The organism is Calditrichota bacterium (assembly GCA_013152715.1).
In the GTDB taxonomy this organism is placed as follows: domain Bacteria; phylum Zhuqueibacterota; class Zhuqueibacteria; order Thermofontimicrobiales; family Thermofontimicrobiaceae; genus 4484-87.
Genome location: JAADFU010000125.1, coordinates 1 through 15,398 on the forward strand (window position 1 = coordinate 1; position 15,398 = coordinate 15,398).

A 15,398-nucleotide genomic window follows, 5' to 3' on the forward strand; every position below is an offset into this window, starting at 1 on the left:
GACATTTTCAAGTCAAGCGCTCCGTTCGCAGCAACTGCCAAAGCAGCAAATCCCGAAGCCGAAGATGCCAGCCCGGCGCCAGTGGGGAAATTGTTTTCGCTTTCTACCCGGGCGAAAATCTTCATTCCTGCACGCTCGCGGAAAATATCCAGCAAACGGGAAACGCGTTCCGCAGGTTTGCCGGTAACTTCTCTGGAATTAATGATTAGATGATCTCTGTCAAGATTCGGATCAAAATCAATCTTTGTCCGGGTGAACAGATTTTTTAACGTTACAGAAATCGACCCAACTGCCGGCAAATTGAGTTGGACGTCTCGCTTTCCCCAATATTTTACTAACGCGATATTTGCGTGAGCGATTGCTGTTGCTTGCATTTTTTTCTAATTTTATTTTAACCACCAAGGCTCAAAGACACGAAGATTTTTTCTCTGTTACAAGATATTTTTCCTTTGAGTCTTTGTGTCTTGGTGGTAATTTTTTTAGAGTTTGTTTGCGAACAAAAAACTATTGAAAAATAATAATGTTTCGCTTTAATTTTTATTTTCAAAAACCGATCAACCGATCGTAAACAAACCAATTACAACGTAAAATATCACCGCCAGACTCGCCGCTGTGAGCGCGTAAGGCAATTGAGTCCTGACATGATCTATCGGGTCACAGGCGGTTGCCATGGACGAAATTATTGTCGTATCCGAAATCGGAGAACTGTGATCGCCGAAAACGCCGCCGCCCATGACAGCGCTGACCATCATCGGCAGATTAAGCCCAAGATTCAGCGCCAGCGGCACAGCGATAGGCATCATAATGGCGAACGTGCCCCACGACGTGCCTGTGGCAAAAGAAATGATACACGCCACGATGAAAACCATGGGAATGACAAGCACCGGGTGAATCGCGGCAGTGGCAAGACCGGAAACGTAAGGACCTGTTCCCATGACTTTGCACGTGGCGCCCATGGAAAAGGCGAAAACCATCAGCAGTCCCATGGGAATCAAACCGCCCATGCCTTTCATCACCAGATCCAGCGACTCCTTCAAAGCAAAAATTCCCTGAATTTTGTAAATCACACCGCCGACAACAATGCCCGTCAACACTGCCCAGAAAACTGCCGTGGAACCGGAACCGTGAGTAATGTCGCCGTTGCCGGTGACGAGCAAGCCGATGGGAACCATGCTCACCATCGCTGCCAGCGGAAGAATCATGTTGACGGCGCGCGGTTTCACGCCTTCTTTGATCGGCATGGCAATAGTTTCTTCGGAAACGAGCAATTGTGCGTCGTCTCGGATGACTTTGCCGGTTTCTCGCGCACGTTTTTCCGCTGCTGCCATGGGCCCGAAATCTTTTTTAGTGATAATAATGAACAAAACCAACGCAATGGTAAACATAGCGTAAAAATTTGTGGGGACGGCTTTCAGCACCGTAAAAAATGCATTATCGACTTGCTGCGCTACCAAGAGTCCCGTGAGTACCGCGCCCCAGCCGTTAAACGGAATCATCACGCACACCGGCGCCGAAGTGGAATGGGCAATGTAAGCCAATTTTTCGCGCGGCGCTTTGAAGCCATCGAAAATCGGTCTGCCGATCGCGCCGATGACCAGATTAATCAAATTGCTCTCGATAAAAATAATCACGCCGACAACCCACAGCATCAAACTGGATGTGCGGCGATTTTTTGCCAGCCCTTTATTACGGATGAGATTAATAAATCCGGTCACGCCGCCGGAATGCTGCATCATGATGATCAACGCGCCGACCATCATGCTGAATAAAATGACTTTCGTATTTCCCGAATCTTTGAAAACGTCAATAATCGCCTCCAGAGCGTCGCGCAATCCGACAAGCGGATTGAAGCCGTTCATTGCCGTCCAGCCGAGCCAGATGCCTAAAAACAGAGAAGGGTAGACCTGTTTGGTTAAAATTGCTAGCAAGATCGCCAGTAACGGGGGGAGTACAGAAATCCAGCCATAGGTATCCAAAATCAGTCCCTCATTATGTTTTTCAGATTTTGCCGTTAAATTTTGATTTCATAATAACGAATTTATTGCAAAAATGCAAGAAAATTCCTGAATTTTCAGGAACGAACTTCTGCAATTTTTAGGAAGCGCAGGTATTATTAGTCCAATTTAGCGTAATAATTCAGCCGCAGTGGGACAGAGTTCACAGAGAAAACCAATTTTTTGATTTATTCCTCAATCAAATATTTTTAATAAGGCGCAACTAAAGCGGACATCTTTTTTTTAAATTAAAAAATATTCAGAACCCTTTGAAAGGTAGCAAGACGAATTATATCATTTTTTTGACAATTAAATCATTGACTTTTAATTATTTTTTTAATACATTCAGGCTTGTTTTTCAGCATGTTAACCCCATGAAAAATAAGGGAAAATATCATGGCAAAATTTTTGGTTACCGGTGGGGCGGGTTTCATTGGCAGTAATTTTATTCATTATTTATTTGAAAAATATCCTGACGCCGAGGTTGTCAATCTGGATAAATTAACTTACGCCGGGAACCTTGAGAATTTAAAAGACATTGAAAATAATCCGCGGTATCGATTTGTCAAGGGCGACATTTGTGATGCGAAAATTGTCGATCCCTTGATTGAAGAGGCGGATCTTGTGGTTAATTTTGCCGCTGAGAGTCATGTGGATCGCTCAATTGGCGCGCCGGACGATTTCATTAAAACGGACATTTACGGGACGTTTGTGCTGTTGGAAGCTGCCCGAAAATACGGCGTCAAAAAATTCATTCAGATTTCTACTGACGAGGTTTACGGCAGCATCGATGACGGCTCTTTCAAGGAAACTGACGCTTTGATGCCGTCCAGTCCCTATTCGGCGTCAAAAGCCGGTGCGGATCGGCTGGCATATTCCTATTTTGTCACTTACAAAGTGCCGGTAATTATCACGCGCTGTTCCAACAATTACGGTCCGTATCAGTACCCGGAGAAATTAATTCCGCTGTTTGTGACTAATGCCATTGAGGACAAAAAATTGCCTATTTATGGCGACGGGAAAAATGTGCGCGATTGGATTTACGTGATGGACCATTGCGATGCGATTGATTTTGTCATGTCCAACGGAAAAGACGGCGAAGTTTACAATATCGGCGCCGGCAATGAACGCAACAACCTGGAAATTACCGAGATCATTCTTTCCACGCTGGACAAACCAAAAGAACTGATGACTTTTGTCAAAGACAGGCCAGGCCACGACCGCCGCTATTCAGTGGATTGCAGCAAATTACACGCTGTGGGCTGGAAACCAAAACATTCGTTTCAGGAAGCGATGAAGCTCTCCATTGAATGGTACAAAAACAACCGTCCCTGGTGGGAAAAAATCAAGAGCGGCAAATATTTGGAATATTACAAAAAACATTATCAAATTGAAGAATGAAGTTTTAATTCATAGTTTAGAGCTTGTAGTTAGGAGTGAATGAAGCTGTTTAATTGAACATAAAATTTTGAACTCCAAACCCAAAACTCTGAACTACAAACTATAAACAATGAACTCTAACAAAAAAGTCATGATGTACTAAATTAAAATGTGGAGAAGCTATGGGATTACGAAAGAAAATTCAGGACAAAAGTGCAAAGATTGGCATCATCGGACTTGGTTATGTGGGATTACCTCTGGCAGTAGAATACGCCCTGAAAGGTTTTGACGTGACGGGCATCGATGTGGACGAGCGAAAGAAAAAATCAATCGATCAGGGCAAAAATTACATTGAAGACATTACTCCGGACAAGTGGGACGCAGTAATGAAGGGCGGGCACTTTTCAGCAACAACGAACTACAATGACATTCCCGATCTGGATGTCATTTACATTTGTGTGCCCACGCCATTTACTCCAAATAAAGATCCTAAAATTGATTATATCGTTGAATCAGCGGAAGGCGTTGCCAGCGGTCTGCGAAAAGATCAGTTGGTCATTTTAAAATCAACGACATTCCCGGAGACAACGGAGAAAGTTGTGCAGCCGATTTTGGAAAAGACCGGTTTGAAAGTCGGCGAAGATTTTTATCTGGCGTTTTCGCCGGAACGCATCGACCCGGGCAACAAAAATTTTACCACGGAAAATACGCCCATTGTCGTTGGCGGCGTCACTGAAAAATGTACTGAAATCGCAGAGTTTGCCATTTCCCGGATCGTCTCTCATGTGCACGTTGTCTCCAATCCCAGAGTCGCGGAAATGGAAAAATTGCTGGAAAATATTTTCCGCAGCGTGAACATTGCGCTGGTGAATGAAATGGCGCGTCTGTGCGACCGCATGGGTGGCATTGACATCTGGGAAGTGATCGACGCCGCGGCCACCAAGCCGTTTGGTTTTATGCCTTTTTACCCTGGCCCCGGAATTGGCGGACATTGCATTTTGGTCGATCCTTACTATTTGGCTTGGAAAGCGCGCGAGTATGATTTCCACACTAAATTTATCGAGCTGGCTGCCGAAACAAATGAAGAAATGCCGTTTTATGTGGTCGGTAATATTCGCCGCGCGTTGGGAAACGTCAATTCATCCATTCAACGCGGCAAAGTGTTGATGCTGGGAATTTCTTTCAAAAAAGATGTCGACGACACGCGTAATTCTCCGGCGCTGAGAATTATGGAATTACTCATGCAGCGCGGCGTGAAAGAATTGAATTACCACGATCCTTACGTTTCCGAAAAGAAAGTCGGAAATAAAGTTTTCAAATCAGTCCCGTTGACAAAAGAGACATTGCAGGGACACGACGTTGTTGTCATCACGGCTGACCATTCTGCTCTTGATCCCAAATTTATCGTGGAACACGCCCGGGCAATTGTGGACACGCGTAATTTGACAAAATTTACCAAAAATGAACTCCACAAAATTGTTAAACTGGGTTCGGGACGCGGATTTTACACGGACATTAGCAAATAAAATCTGTTCGTCAAATGTTAGGGAATTGATAATTTTTAGCGGCGACGTGTGCTGATGCGTCGCCGTTGAATTTTATTGCCGAGACAATTGAAGATTGTTGCAAGCCATAAAAAATTAAATAACTGGCTTGACAATTTGCCAGTTTGCCGTTGAACAAAAAGTTGTTGCATCAGTTAAATGTGAGGAAAAGCGGCTGTCAAAAGTCTGTTCTGGCAGGCGTTACGAAAATCTTTGAATCGAATTCACAGAAAAATTGTTCGTCTGATTTATGCCAAAACCTATTGAGAAAATTCTCCTTTTCCTGAGCGATTTCATTGCCATCAATTTGACCTATGTCATCTGGGTCGTCTTCCGTCAGAACCTTGGTTTTTATGTGGAAAATGAGCTGGGGCAGAACATCGTCATGATGTTTGTCCTTTTCATTTTCTGGGCGCTGTTGTTTTTCTTTTTCGGCATGTATCGCTCGTGGTACGCCCAGTCGCGCTTCGATGAAATGGTGACAGTTTTCAAAACAGTGACCATCGGCGCAGTTATCATTTTTCTGATCACTTTTGATCCCACCGTGGATCTGGAAAATCCGCCTTCGTGGAGTCGTATGATCATCATTTCTTATTGGGCTATTTTATTTGTAGCCGTCAGCGCCGGGAGAATTTTTCTGCGTACGGTACAGCGGAAATTGCTGGAAAATGGCATTGGTCGCCGCAACACGCTCATCGTTGGCTGGAATTCAAAATCGCACGAGCTTTATCAGAAGCTAAAAAATGCGCCGGCTCTTGGCTACGAAGTGGTTGGCTTCATCTGCCATTCAAAAAAACACGTGGAAGAAAAGTTTGAAGCCACGACGGTTCTCGGTACGCTCAAAGATTTGCCGCGATTAGTTCGGCAGCGAAAAGTGGAAGTGCTCATCATCGCGGTAAAATCTGCCACGCCCAAACAGGTGATTAACATCATTTCCCGTTGTGACAATTTGCCGGTCAGTTTGAAAATTGTGCCTGACCTGTACGACATCGTCATGGGTTACGGCAGAACCAATCAAATTTACGGCATTCCGCTCATCGAAATAATGCCCCAGTTCATGCCGGAATGGGAAAAACGCGTCAAACGCGCCATCGACGTCGCGGTATCGTTGTTTGTCATCTTCGGATTTTTGCCGTTGTGGATTTTAGTGGCCATCGCCATCAAACTTGACTCACGCGGACCTATTTTTTTCAAACAAAAACGCGTGGGGCAGTACGAAAAGATTTTTCAAATTTACAAATTTCGCTCCATGAAATACAAAGCGGAAAAAGAGACCGGCCCTGTCTGGGCGAGCGAAGACGACCCGCGCATTACTTTTGTCGGTCGAATTTTGCGTAAGACGCGCATCGACGAAATTCCCCAGTTCATTAACATTTTGTTCAATGACATGAGTCTCGTGGGCCCACGACCGGAGCGTCCCTATTTTGTCAAAAGATTAAAAAATGAAATTCCGCTTTATTCCAGAAGGCATCGCATGAAACCGGGGATTACCGGCTGGGCGCAAATCAAAGGCGGCTACGATGATTCCATCAAAAATGTGAAGAAAAAATTAGAATACGATCTTTATTACCTGGAAAATATGTCGCTGAGAATGGATTTGAAAATCATGATGCGAACCGTTTACACGATGATCGCCGTCAAAGGGCGATGAAATTGGCTTTTGAAAAAATTTACATTGACATTTTGAAAAATTTCATTTATTTTAGTGGATAATTTGAAAAGCTGAATTTACACACAAGAGGACGAATCGATGCTGGATCTAAAATTTATTCGCAACAATCCCGATAAAGTTAAACAAGCCATAGAATTGAAAAATGACTACGCTGACATTGACAAACTGCTTGAATTGGATCAAAAACGGCGGCAGATTTTGACTGAAGTGGAAGCGCTGAAACACAAGCGCAATAAAGTTTCCGACGACATCGCTCAACTGAAACGCCAAAAACAGGACGCCGCAGATCTCATTCAGGAGATGAAAACAGTCTCTGTAAAAATTAAAGAGCTGGACGAAGAAGTCCGGCAACTGGAAGGGCAAATTCATGAAATTTTGATTCGCATCCCCAACGTGCCTCACGAGTCCGTGCCCATTGGCAAAGATGAAACCGCAAATGTAGAAATCAAGCGCTGGGGCGAGCTGCCGGAGATGGATTTTCAGCCGCTGCCCCATTGGGAAATCGGAGAAAAGTTGGGGATTCTCGACTTTCCCGGCGGATCGAAAGTTTCCGCTTCTTTTTTCATTAATTACGTCGGGCTGGGTGCGCGGTTACAGCGAGCTTTGATCGCATTTATGCTGGATTTGCACACGCAAAAACATGGCTACACAGAAGTCTATCCGCCGTTCATCGTCAACCGCGACAGCATGTTTGGCACGGGTCAGTTGCCCAAAATGGAAGAGGACATGTACCATATTCCGGAAGATGATTTGTTTCTCATTCCCACTGCCGAAGTGCCAGTGACCAATTTGCTCCGCGATAAGACTTTGACGGCTGAACAACTACCGGTTTACTACACAGCTTACACGCCCTGTTTCCGCCGGGAAGCCGGGACTCACGGCAAAGATACGCGCGGGTTGATCAGAATTCACCAATTCGACAAAGTGGAAATGGTCAAATTTGTCAAGCCGGAAGATTCGTACGATGAATTGGAAAAATTGCTGGGTAATGCCGAGGAAGTGCTGCAATTGTTGGAATTGCCCTATCGCGTGTTGAGTCTGTCCACCGGCGATCTGAGTTTTGCAGCGGCAAAATGTTACGACATCGAGGTCTGGGCAGCGGGAATCGGCAAATGGCTGGAAGTTTCCTCGTGCAGCAATTTTGAAGATTTTCAGGCGCGGCGCATGAAGATTCGTTTCAAACGGGATGCGAGCGCAAAACCCGAATTTGTGCACACGCTGAACGGATCCGGTCTGGCGCTTCCGCGAACGGTCATTGCAATTCTGGAAAATTACCAGACTGATGAAGGCACGGTCATTGTCCCTGATGTATTACGAAAATATTTGGGAACCGAAGTCATTAAATGATGGTTAAAACATTTCATATTGTCAAATATTTGCAGCTAATATGTTACCTGAAATATGTTGCAAAATCAGCACGGTAAATAAAATAATTTTAAGATCAACAAAAAAGAAGGAATGCGATGAATAGGAGAATCTTAATCGGCACGATAATTGTCGTGATGGTCGTTGGCTATCTTTTTTGGTCCGGCATGAAAGACTCAGCGGTTTACTTTCACACCGTCGGTGAATTTTTTGACCGTCAGGAAGAATTAGCCGGAAAGGGCACGCGCGTCAACGGAGATCTGGTGCCTGATTCCATCAAATTTGACGCGGAAAATCTCATTCTCACCTTTCAAATTACCGATGGCGCAAAAGTTCTCAATGTTCGTTACCACGGAGTTGCGCCTGACACGTTTTCGGAGGCAGTCTCCGTTGTGGTCGCAGGGAAATACGTTGACGGCGTTTTTCAGGCGACGCAACTTATGACCAAATGCCCGTCAAAATACGAAGCGAAAAAAAATTAGCTCTTAAATTTGTTCAGACCCCGCATTTTCCATCAACGGGGTTAATTTATCTAATTTTGAACCATAGCGAATCTATTTAATTGGGAGAATTAATTTGCAGTTAGGATACATTTCTCTGCTGTTAGCTTTTGTGTCCACCGCTTTTACCCTTTGGGCATCAGCTACCGGAATTCGTTTGAAAGATGAGTCTCTTATCCGCAAAGCGCGTCTATCGGTTTACGGACAATTTTTCTTTGTTTCAATTGCGGTCATTTTACTCATTTACGCGCTGGTGACGCATAATTTCTCGCTGCGATATGTCGCGGAATACACAGATCGAAAGCTCCCGCTATTCTACGCATTTTCCGCATTGTGGGCGGGACAGGCAGGATCGCTGCTGTTTTGGACGTGGCTGTTGACTATTTTCAACGCTATTTTTGTCTTTAAAAATCGCCAGCGAAAGGAAGAATTACATCCCTACGTTTTTGCCATTACCAGCGTTGCAACTCTTTTCTTCCTCATTCTGGTAGTTTACTCGACAAATCCATTCGAGAAACTGCCGCACCCGCAAGCGGACGGTTTCGGGTTGAATCCGCTGCTGCAAAATTTTGCCATGATTTTTCATCCGCCGACGTTGTTTTTGGGTTTTGTTGGGTTCACAATTCCCTTTGCTTTTGCCTTGGCCGCGCTCATGAAAGGCGATCTTTCCAACAAGTGGCTCAATGAAAGCCGCAACTGGAGCCTTTTTGCCTGGATTTTTCTCACAGTGGGGAATTTGTTAGGCGCACAGTGGGCGTACGTTGAATTGGGCTGGGGCGGATACTGGGCGTGGGATCCGGTGGAAAATGCCTCACTGCTCCCCTGGCTCACGGGGACGGCATTGGTGCACTCCATCATGGCTCAACGCGCAAGAAATATGATGAAAGGCTGGAGCATTTCGTTGGCTGTGCTCACTTTTCTGCTGACTATTTTGGGCACCTTCATCACTCGTAGCGGAATTATTTCTTCAGTGCACGCTTTTGAAAAATCCAATCTGGGCATATTATTCATTATTTTTATGTCAATCATCCTCATTGTCTTTCTGGCGTTGGTGATTTACCGCCGATCGTCTCTGAAATCCGAGGAGAAAATCTCTAATTTCCTGAGCCGCGAATTCATATTTCTGCTGTTAAACAGCGTCATGATCATTCTGATGGTGACTATCCTTTGGGGAACGATGTATCCTGCTTTTACTGAGCTTTTTGTAGGACATCAAATCACGCTCGGCGAGCAATTTTTCAATAAAATTTCCATTCCCTTCGGCATCATTTTGCTTCTTTTGATTGCTATTTGCCCGCTGTTTCTCTGGCGCGAGACGCCCAAAAAGGCAATCCTTAAAAAATCGGCGTTTTTATCCGGGGCGACAATAATTTTCATGATACTGCTTTTTGTTTTAGGCATACGGCACATCGCTTCTCTGCTCACTCTTGGGGTGAGTTTTTTCGGCATCGTTGTTATTTTTACTGATTGGTTTCAAAATAGCGTCCGACTTCGAAATGACAAAAAAATCGGCTTCGCCAGGGCGCTGTGGGAACAATTAAGCCGGCACGTCCGCCGTTACGCTGCCTATCTCATTCACCTGGGCGTCATTTTGATTTTTATCGCCATCGTCGGCACCACTGCTTACAAGCAAGAAAAACAGGTCACGATGAAAAAAGGCGATAGCACGACAATCGGGAAATACACGCTCACTTATGAAAACATATCTCAGAGTCATGACAAGGCAAAAGATATTCTTCTGGCGCATCTATCTGTTTTCAAAAACGGGAAGAAACTCGGCGATTTGACTCCGCAAAGATTTTTTTATCGCTCCACCGTGCGCGAGACGCAAGTGAGCACCGAAGTGTCTCTCCGCTCCACTTTGCTGGAAGACCTTTACATTTCTCTGGCCAGTTTTCAGAAGGACGAATCAGCGACCTTTGTCATCATGATCAATCCCCTGCAAAACTGGATGTGGATCGGTGGCGGCTTGATGACGCTGGGAATCATTATCATTTTCATTGACATCCGCCGACGACGAAAATCCCAAACATCAACAGGAAAAAGCAAAAACAAAATCAACAAAAAGCAACTCAAGAAAAAATAAATCTCGAAATTAAATTAATGGAATCAGCCATGAAAACAAAATTAGCAATATTACTATCATTTTTTCTTTTCGTCTTTGCCCTGTCATCGTACGCGCAAACTGGAAAAATATGGGGTTATGTATTCAACGGAAGCGAAGACAGTTCCCGAGTCGCTAATGCCAAAGTGGAGGTTTTGGTTTACAAAGGCCATCAACTCATCGATGATTCGTCTCATGTGGCGCAGACCGGCAGATCGGGCAAATTCACATTCTCGAATTTGAAAATCGACACGACGCTCATTTATTATCCGCGCACGAATTTTCATGACGTCATCTATTACGGCAATGGCGTTCGGATAAGCAAAGAAAACACAAAACAGCAGACGGATATTGTTGTCTATGACAGCACAACAGATAAGAGCCACATCAGCATCCAGATGGATCATATTTTTATTGAAGAAAAGGAAAAAGTAATCACGGTGCGCGAAATTCTTCTTTTGCAAAATACCGGGACAAAAACTTTCACAGGCTCCCCCCTGACTGAAGGCGGTCACTTTCACGTCTTCGAGTTTCCTTTGCCGGAAAAATTTGAAAACGTACAAATTCTCACGCCGCAGTCTCAGGGAAGCATGACCGTCGAAGGCAATATGTTGATAGATACCGGACTTTTTCCGCCGGGAATGAGACAGTTGTCTTTTCAGTACGACGTTCCTAATCCGGGAAAATCCTGGCATTTTTCGCGCCCGATTACATTTCCGACGGGAAGCATAAATATTTTTCTGTCGCAGCCCGATTTGATCGTCGAAGGCCCGGGGATTGTTCCCATGGGTGATTTTCCCATTCGAGACGTCAGTTATCAGCGCTTTGCGGTGCAACACGTCATGCCTGGGATGCCGATGGAAATCACGCTGAAAAATTTATCCGCGAAATCAATAGACATTAAATGGATTGTGCTGGGAGCCGTTGTCCTGCTGCTTCTGATCGGATTCGGCTACACCATGTTTAAAGCAGCAAAAAAATAACGCAATAATGAGCAACGGGCGGCAAGAACGAATTGTTTTCTGCTGCCCATTTTTTATGAAGAATATTTTTCATTTTTTACTCAAAAATAAATGATTCGCATTGAAAAAATAACAAAAACTTTCGGTTCATTCTTTGCGCTGCGCGGAATTGATTGGGAAATTCGCCCAGGCGAATTCTGGGTTGTGGTCGGTCCTAACGGCGCTGGCAAAACCACGCTCATGAAAATTATCGCCACGCTGTCGCATCCCAGCAGTGGGAGTATTGCTCTGGGCGACACGGATTCGCGGAATAAAATTTCCACGCGGCGAAAAATCGGCTTTATCGGACATCAGAGTCTTTTGTACCCCAATCTAACGGCGGAAGAAAATTTGAAATTCTATGCCCGCATGTACCGATTGTCAGACGCGAACGAACGAATTCGCGCGCGGCTCACCCAGGTGGACCTGTCGGACAGAAAAGACGATCTGGTGCGAAATTTTTCCCGCGGCATGCAGCAGCGACTTACTATTGCCCGGGCGCTGCTTTCTGATCCGGAAATTATTTTGCTCGACGAGCCGTTCAGCGGATTGGATCAGCAGGGCATCGATTTGTTCAATGATTTACTGAAATCCCTCATCTCGCCGAAACGTATTATCATTTTGATCACACACAATCTGGCGCTCGGCTGGGAATTAGCCACACATTACGCAATGATGTCGCGCGGCAAAATTGTTGAAAAACAAATGCGCGGCGCCATTTCCTTCGCTGATTTCAAAGATAGGTACCGAAAACTGACCGGGGGGGGTGAGGCGTGAAATCACTTTTCCCCATTCTGACCATTGCCTGGAAAGACGTACTCTCAGAGTTCCGCAGCAAAGAAATCCTGTCGTCCATGCTCATTTTTTGCCTCATTGTGGTGATTATTTTTAATTTCATGCTGGAACCGGGAAGCGCCCTCATTAAAGAAATGGTCGCCGGAATTCTTTGGATCGCCATCACCTTCGCCGGCATTTTGGGGCTCAACCGTTCCTTCATTTACGAAGTTGATCAGGGATGCTTGCTCGGACTTCTGCTCTGTCCCGTGGATCATTTTGTCATTTATTTCGGCAAGATGCTGGGCAATTTCCTTTTTATGATAATAATGGAAATTATTTTGGTTCCGCTCATGGTAGTGCTTTTCAATTTGTCCATTTTGTCAATTATTGCGCCTTTGAGCTTGATTTTGCTGCTGGGAACGCTGGGGTTTTCTGCTGTCGGCACGTTGCTTTCCGCTGTTTCGGTCAATACACGCGCTCGGGAAATTTTGCTTCCCATTCTGCTGTTTCCCGTTTCCGTGCCCATTCTCATGGCAGCCGTCAAATCTACCAATCATCTCCTGCAAAGCGGAGCGCTCTCCGAAGCTATTCCCTGGATAAAATTACTCATCGGTTTCGACATCATTTTTCTGACTGTCTCCTCTCTGCTGTTCGAATATGTGGTCGAAGATTAGCGCACGAAAACTGGGTGTCACGAGCCATTTTCCCTCCATTTGAATTAATAACTTGACTAATTAGTTGGTTTTATTTATATTGATAAAAGAAAATGACAGTGTTTGAAATTTGGAGAATCAAATTTTCTAAAATGATTTGAAAGAGATCGTTGAATGAATAAAAAAGAAACAAAAACAATTTCCGACGAAGAGAAAAATTCACGTTTCGCTAAAATTGAAATTCACAAAAAAACAAGAACATCCCGCAGCACAACCCGCGCCGCTGAAATCGAAGAACGTTACCGACAATTTGTGGAAAATTCCCTTGAAGGTTTGTTCATCGTGCAAAATAATCGCATCCGTTTTTGTAACCAACGATTGGCGGAAATTTTCGGGTACGCGGACAGTGCCGAGCTAATCGGCGCCGATATCAAAAATCTGGTGGCGCCGCAGGATTGGGAATTAGTGCAAACGAAAATTCAAAACCGTCTCTCCGGTCAAACTCAGCTAGTACATTACGAATTTTTAGGCGTGAGAAAAGACGGCGGATTTATTTCGCTGGAGACATTGGGATCGCGCATCATCTACCACGGGAAAGCCGCAATTCAGGGGGTCATTCGCGATATGACTCAACACAAGCAATCTCAATTTGCCTTGCAGCAAAGCGAAAAAAAATTCCGCTACCTGTTTGAAAGCTCGCCGGACGCTATTTATGTGCTTAATGCGGAAGGCATTTTATTGGATGTAAACTTAGCTGCGTCTCTGCTGCACGAAATGGGCCGGTCTGAATTGCTCGATCGTCATTTTTTGGAATTTGTCCACCCGGAAGCTCGGGAACAGACACGCGAAGACTTTCCGGCTTTGCTCTCCGGCGAAATTAATTATTACGAAACATACGTTCGCACCGACAGCGAGCTGAAAGTGCCGGTTGAACTGCGCTCGCGTCGCGTTATTTTTTCCAGCGAAACTCACACCATGTTTTACGTTCGCGACATCAGCGACATCGTGAGCGTGGGCAGGAGCTTTATGGAGAGCCAGCGCGCTTTGTCCAATTTCATGAGCAATTTGCCCGGCATGGCGTATCGCTGTTTGAATGATAAAAAATACACTATGAAATTTGTCAGCAACGGCAGCGCCGGGGTCACTGGCTATCCGCCGGAAGATTTTCTCGGCAACAAGCGTGTCGCTTACGCCGATTTGATTCTGCCTGAGTTTCGAGATTATGTTTGGCAGGAAATTCAGACGGCGGTTGCACAGCGCAAGCCATACCAGTTGGAATATCAAATTTTAGCCGCCAACAATGGCAAAAAATGGGTCTGGGAACAGGGGAGAGGCGTATTTGACGGCGACAAATTGGTTGCGTTAGAGGGAATCATCCTTGACATCACGCAGCAAAAACAAGCGGCAATTGCGCTCCGCGAAAGCGAAAAACGGTTTCGGTCGTTGATTGAAAATGTGCCCAGTATTGCGGTCGTAGGCTACGACCCCGATCATCGCATTTTTTTCTGGAACAAAGCGGCGGAACAATTTTTCGGGTTCTCTGCCGACGAAATTTTCAATCGGCCGCTGGAAGATGTGATTTTTCCGGAGAGTAACCGCGAAGAAATGAGGAAATCGATAGACGAGTGGCTCAAACAGGGAAAGACAATTTTGCCGGGCGAAACCAGTCTGCTCCGCAAAAATGGCTCCACCTTCGAGGCGCATTCCAGCCATGTGATGCTGCGCAACAGTCGGAATACTCCTGAATTGTACTGTCTGAACGTCGATTTGACAGAGTTGAATAAAACAAAAAAAGACTTGCAGCAAAGTCTGCACAAACTCAAACAAGCGCTGGACGGCACTATTCGCGCGCTCACGGCAGCGGTCGAAATGCGCGATCCGTACACCGCCGGTCATCAGGTCGGCGTAGCCAAATTGGCGTGCGCTATTGCCCGGGAACTAGGCTTGCCCGACGAGCAAATCGAAGGATTGCGCGTTGCCAGTCTCCTGCACGACATCGGGAACCTCAATGTTCCGGCGGAAATTTTGAACAAACCAGGCCAACTGTCCGAAATCGAATACTCATTGCTCAAAACGCACCCAAAATTTGGCTATGAGATTCTTCGCACCATCAGTTTTCCCTGGCCCATTGCAAATACTGTGCTGCAGCACCACGAACGTCTCGACGGTTCCGGCTACCCGCAAGGCCTGAAATCTGACGACATCATGCTGGAAGCGAAGATTATCGCCGTCGCCGATGTCGTGGAGCCGATGTCCTCGCACAGGCCGTACAGACCCGCGCTGGGAATCGACAAAGCGATTGAAGAAATTGAGTCCGGAAAAGGAAAGCGGTACGATGCGAAAATTGTCGATGCCTGCGTGCGGTTGATCCGGGAAAAAGGGTTCCGTTTTGATAATAATCACTGATT

12 protein-coding genes are annotated in these 15,398 nt (G+C 45.5%); 10 read left to right on the forward strand and 2 right to left on the reverse strand.

Annotated elements, in window-relative coordinates:
• Both GXO74_09990 and GXO74_09995 read right to left on the reverse strand, forming a co-directional pair.
• Positions 1 to 374: diphosphomevalonate decarboxylase (locus tag GXO74_09990; protein ID NOZ61998.1), on the reverse strand; the 374-nt coding region annotated here is incomplete at its 3' end.
• A 180-nt stretch (positions 375 to 554) separates the two neighbouring features.
• Positions 555 to 1,976, reverse strand: coding sequence for a sodium:solute symporter (locus tag GXO74_09995; protein NOZ61999.1), 1,422 nt, complete (start codon positions 1,974 to 1,976; stop codon positions 555 to 557).
• A 414-nt stretch (positions 1,977 to 2,390) separates the two neighbouring features.
• On the opposite strand from GXO74_09995, the gene rfbB reads away from it, so the two are divergent.
• The 10 genes from rfbB (at position 2,391) to GXO74_10045 (ending at position 15,396) form a co-directional block, all read left to right on the forward strand.
• The gene (gene rfbB / locus GXO74_10000; protein ID NOZ62000.1) at positions 2,391 to 3,395 is read left to right on the forward strand and encodes a dTDP-glucose 4,6-dehydratase; all 1,005 of its coding nucleotides are present in this window, start codon (positions 2,391 to 2,393) and stop codon (positions 3,393 to 3,395) included.
• A 161-nt stretch (positions 3,396 to 3,556) separates the two neighbouring features.
• Positions 3,557 to 4,900 carry a nucleotide sugar dehydrogenase gene (locus GXO74_10005; GenBank protein NOZ62001.1) on the forward strand — a complete coding sequence of 448 codons (1,344 nt, stop codon included), beginning with the start codon at positions 3,557 to 3,559 and terminating at the stop codon, positions 4,898 to 4,900.
• Positions 4,901 to 5,168: 268 nt separating this feature from the next.
• Positions 5,169 to 6,569: an undecaprenyl-phosphate glucose phosphotransferase gene (locus GXO74_10010; GenBank protein ID NOZ62002.1), complete on the forward strand. Its 1,401-nt coding sequence runs from the start codon at positions 5,169 to 5,171 to the stop codon at positions 6,567 to 6,569.
• Positions 6,570 to 6,668: 99 nt separating this feature from the next.
• Positions 6,669 to 7,937 carry a serine--tRNA ligase gene (gene serS / locus GXO74_10015; GenBank protein NOZ62003.1) on the forward strand — a complete coding sequence of 423 codons (1,269 nt, stop codon included), beginning with the start codon at positions 6,669 to 6,671 and terminating at the stop codon, positions 7,935 to 7,937.
• A 116-nt stretch (positions 7,938 to 8,053) separates the two neighbouring features.
• Entirely contained in the window at positions 8,054 to 8,437 is a 384-nt protein-coding gene (locus tag GXO74_10020; GenBank protein NOZ62004.1) for a cytochrome c maturation protein CcmE, read from the forward strand.
• 94 nt (positions 8,438 to 8,531) lie between these two features.
• Complete coding sequence (locus tag GXO74_10025; protein ID NOZ62005.1) at positions 8,532 to 10,541, forward strand: heme lyase CcmF/NrfE family subunit; 2,010 nt, start codon at positions 8,532 to 8,534, stop codon at positions 10,539 to 10,541.
• Positions 10,542 to 10,570: 29 nt separating this feature from the next.
• Positions 10,571 to 11,542, forward strand: a complete 972-nt coding sequence (locus GXO74_10030; GenBank protein NOZ62006.1) for a hypothetical protein — start codon at positions 10,571 to 10,573, stop codon at positions 11,540 to 11,542.
• A 90-nt stretch (positions 11,543 to 11,632) separates the two neighbouring features.
• Positions 11,633 to 12,337 carry a heme ABC exporter ATP-binding protein CcmA gene (gene ccmA / locus GXO74_10035; protein NOZ62007.1) on the forward strand — a complete coding sequence of 235 codons (705 nt, stop codon included), beginning with the start codon at positions 11,633 to 11,635 and terminating at the stop codon, positions 12,335 to 12,337.
• Positions 12,334 to 13,011: an ABC transporter permease gene (locus tag GXO74_10040; protein NOZ62008.1), complete on the forward strand. Its 678-nt coding sequence runs from the start codon at positions 12,334 to 12,336 to the stop codon at positions 13,009 to 13,011. Before ccmA ends, GXO74_10040 begins: the two co-directional genes overlap by 4 nt.
• Positions 13,012 to 13,164: 153 nt before the next feature.
• Positions 13,165 to 15,396, forward strand: a complete 2,232-nt coding sequence (locus tag GXO74_10045) for a PAS domain S-box protein (GenBank protein NOZ62009.1) — start codon at positions 13,165 to 13,167, stop codon at positions 15,394 to 15,396.
• Positions 15,397 to 15,398: the final 2 nt, after the last annotated feature.

Excerpts from the sequence above, each read along its gene's own strand:
- rfbB (NOZ62000.1), top strand. The coding sequence starts at position 2,391 with ATGGCAAAATTTTTGGTTACCGGTGGGGCGGGTTTCATTGGCAGTAAT.
- GXO74_10005 (NOZ62001.1), top strand. The coding sequence starts at position 3,557 with ATGGGATTACGAAAGAAAATTCAGGACAAAAGTGCAAAGATTGGCATC.
- GXO74_10010 (NOZ62002.1), top strand. The coding sequence starts at position 5,169 with ATGCCAAAACCTATTGAGAAAATTCTCCTTTTCCTGAGCGATTTCATT.
- serS (NOZ62003.1), top strand. The coding sequence starts at position 6,669 with ATGCTGGATCTAAAATTTATTCGCAACAATCCCGATAAAGTTAAACAA.
- GXO74_10020 (NOZ62004.1), top strand. The coding sequence starts at position 8,054 with ATGAATAGGAGAATCTTAATCGGCACGATAATTGTCGTGATGGTCGTT.
- GXO74_10030 (NOZ62006.1), top strand. The coding sequence starts at position 10,571 with ATGAAAACAAAATTAGCAATATTACTATCATTTTTTCTTTTCGTCTTT.
- ccmA (NOZ62007.1), top strand. The coding sequence starts at position 11,633 with ATGATTCGCATTGAAAAAATAACAAAAACTTTCGGTTCATTCTTTGCG.
- GXO74_10045 (NOZ62009.1), top strand. The coding sequence starts at position 13,165 with ATGAATAAAAAAGAAACAAAAACAATTTCCGACGAAGAGAAAAATTCA.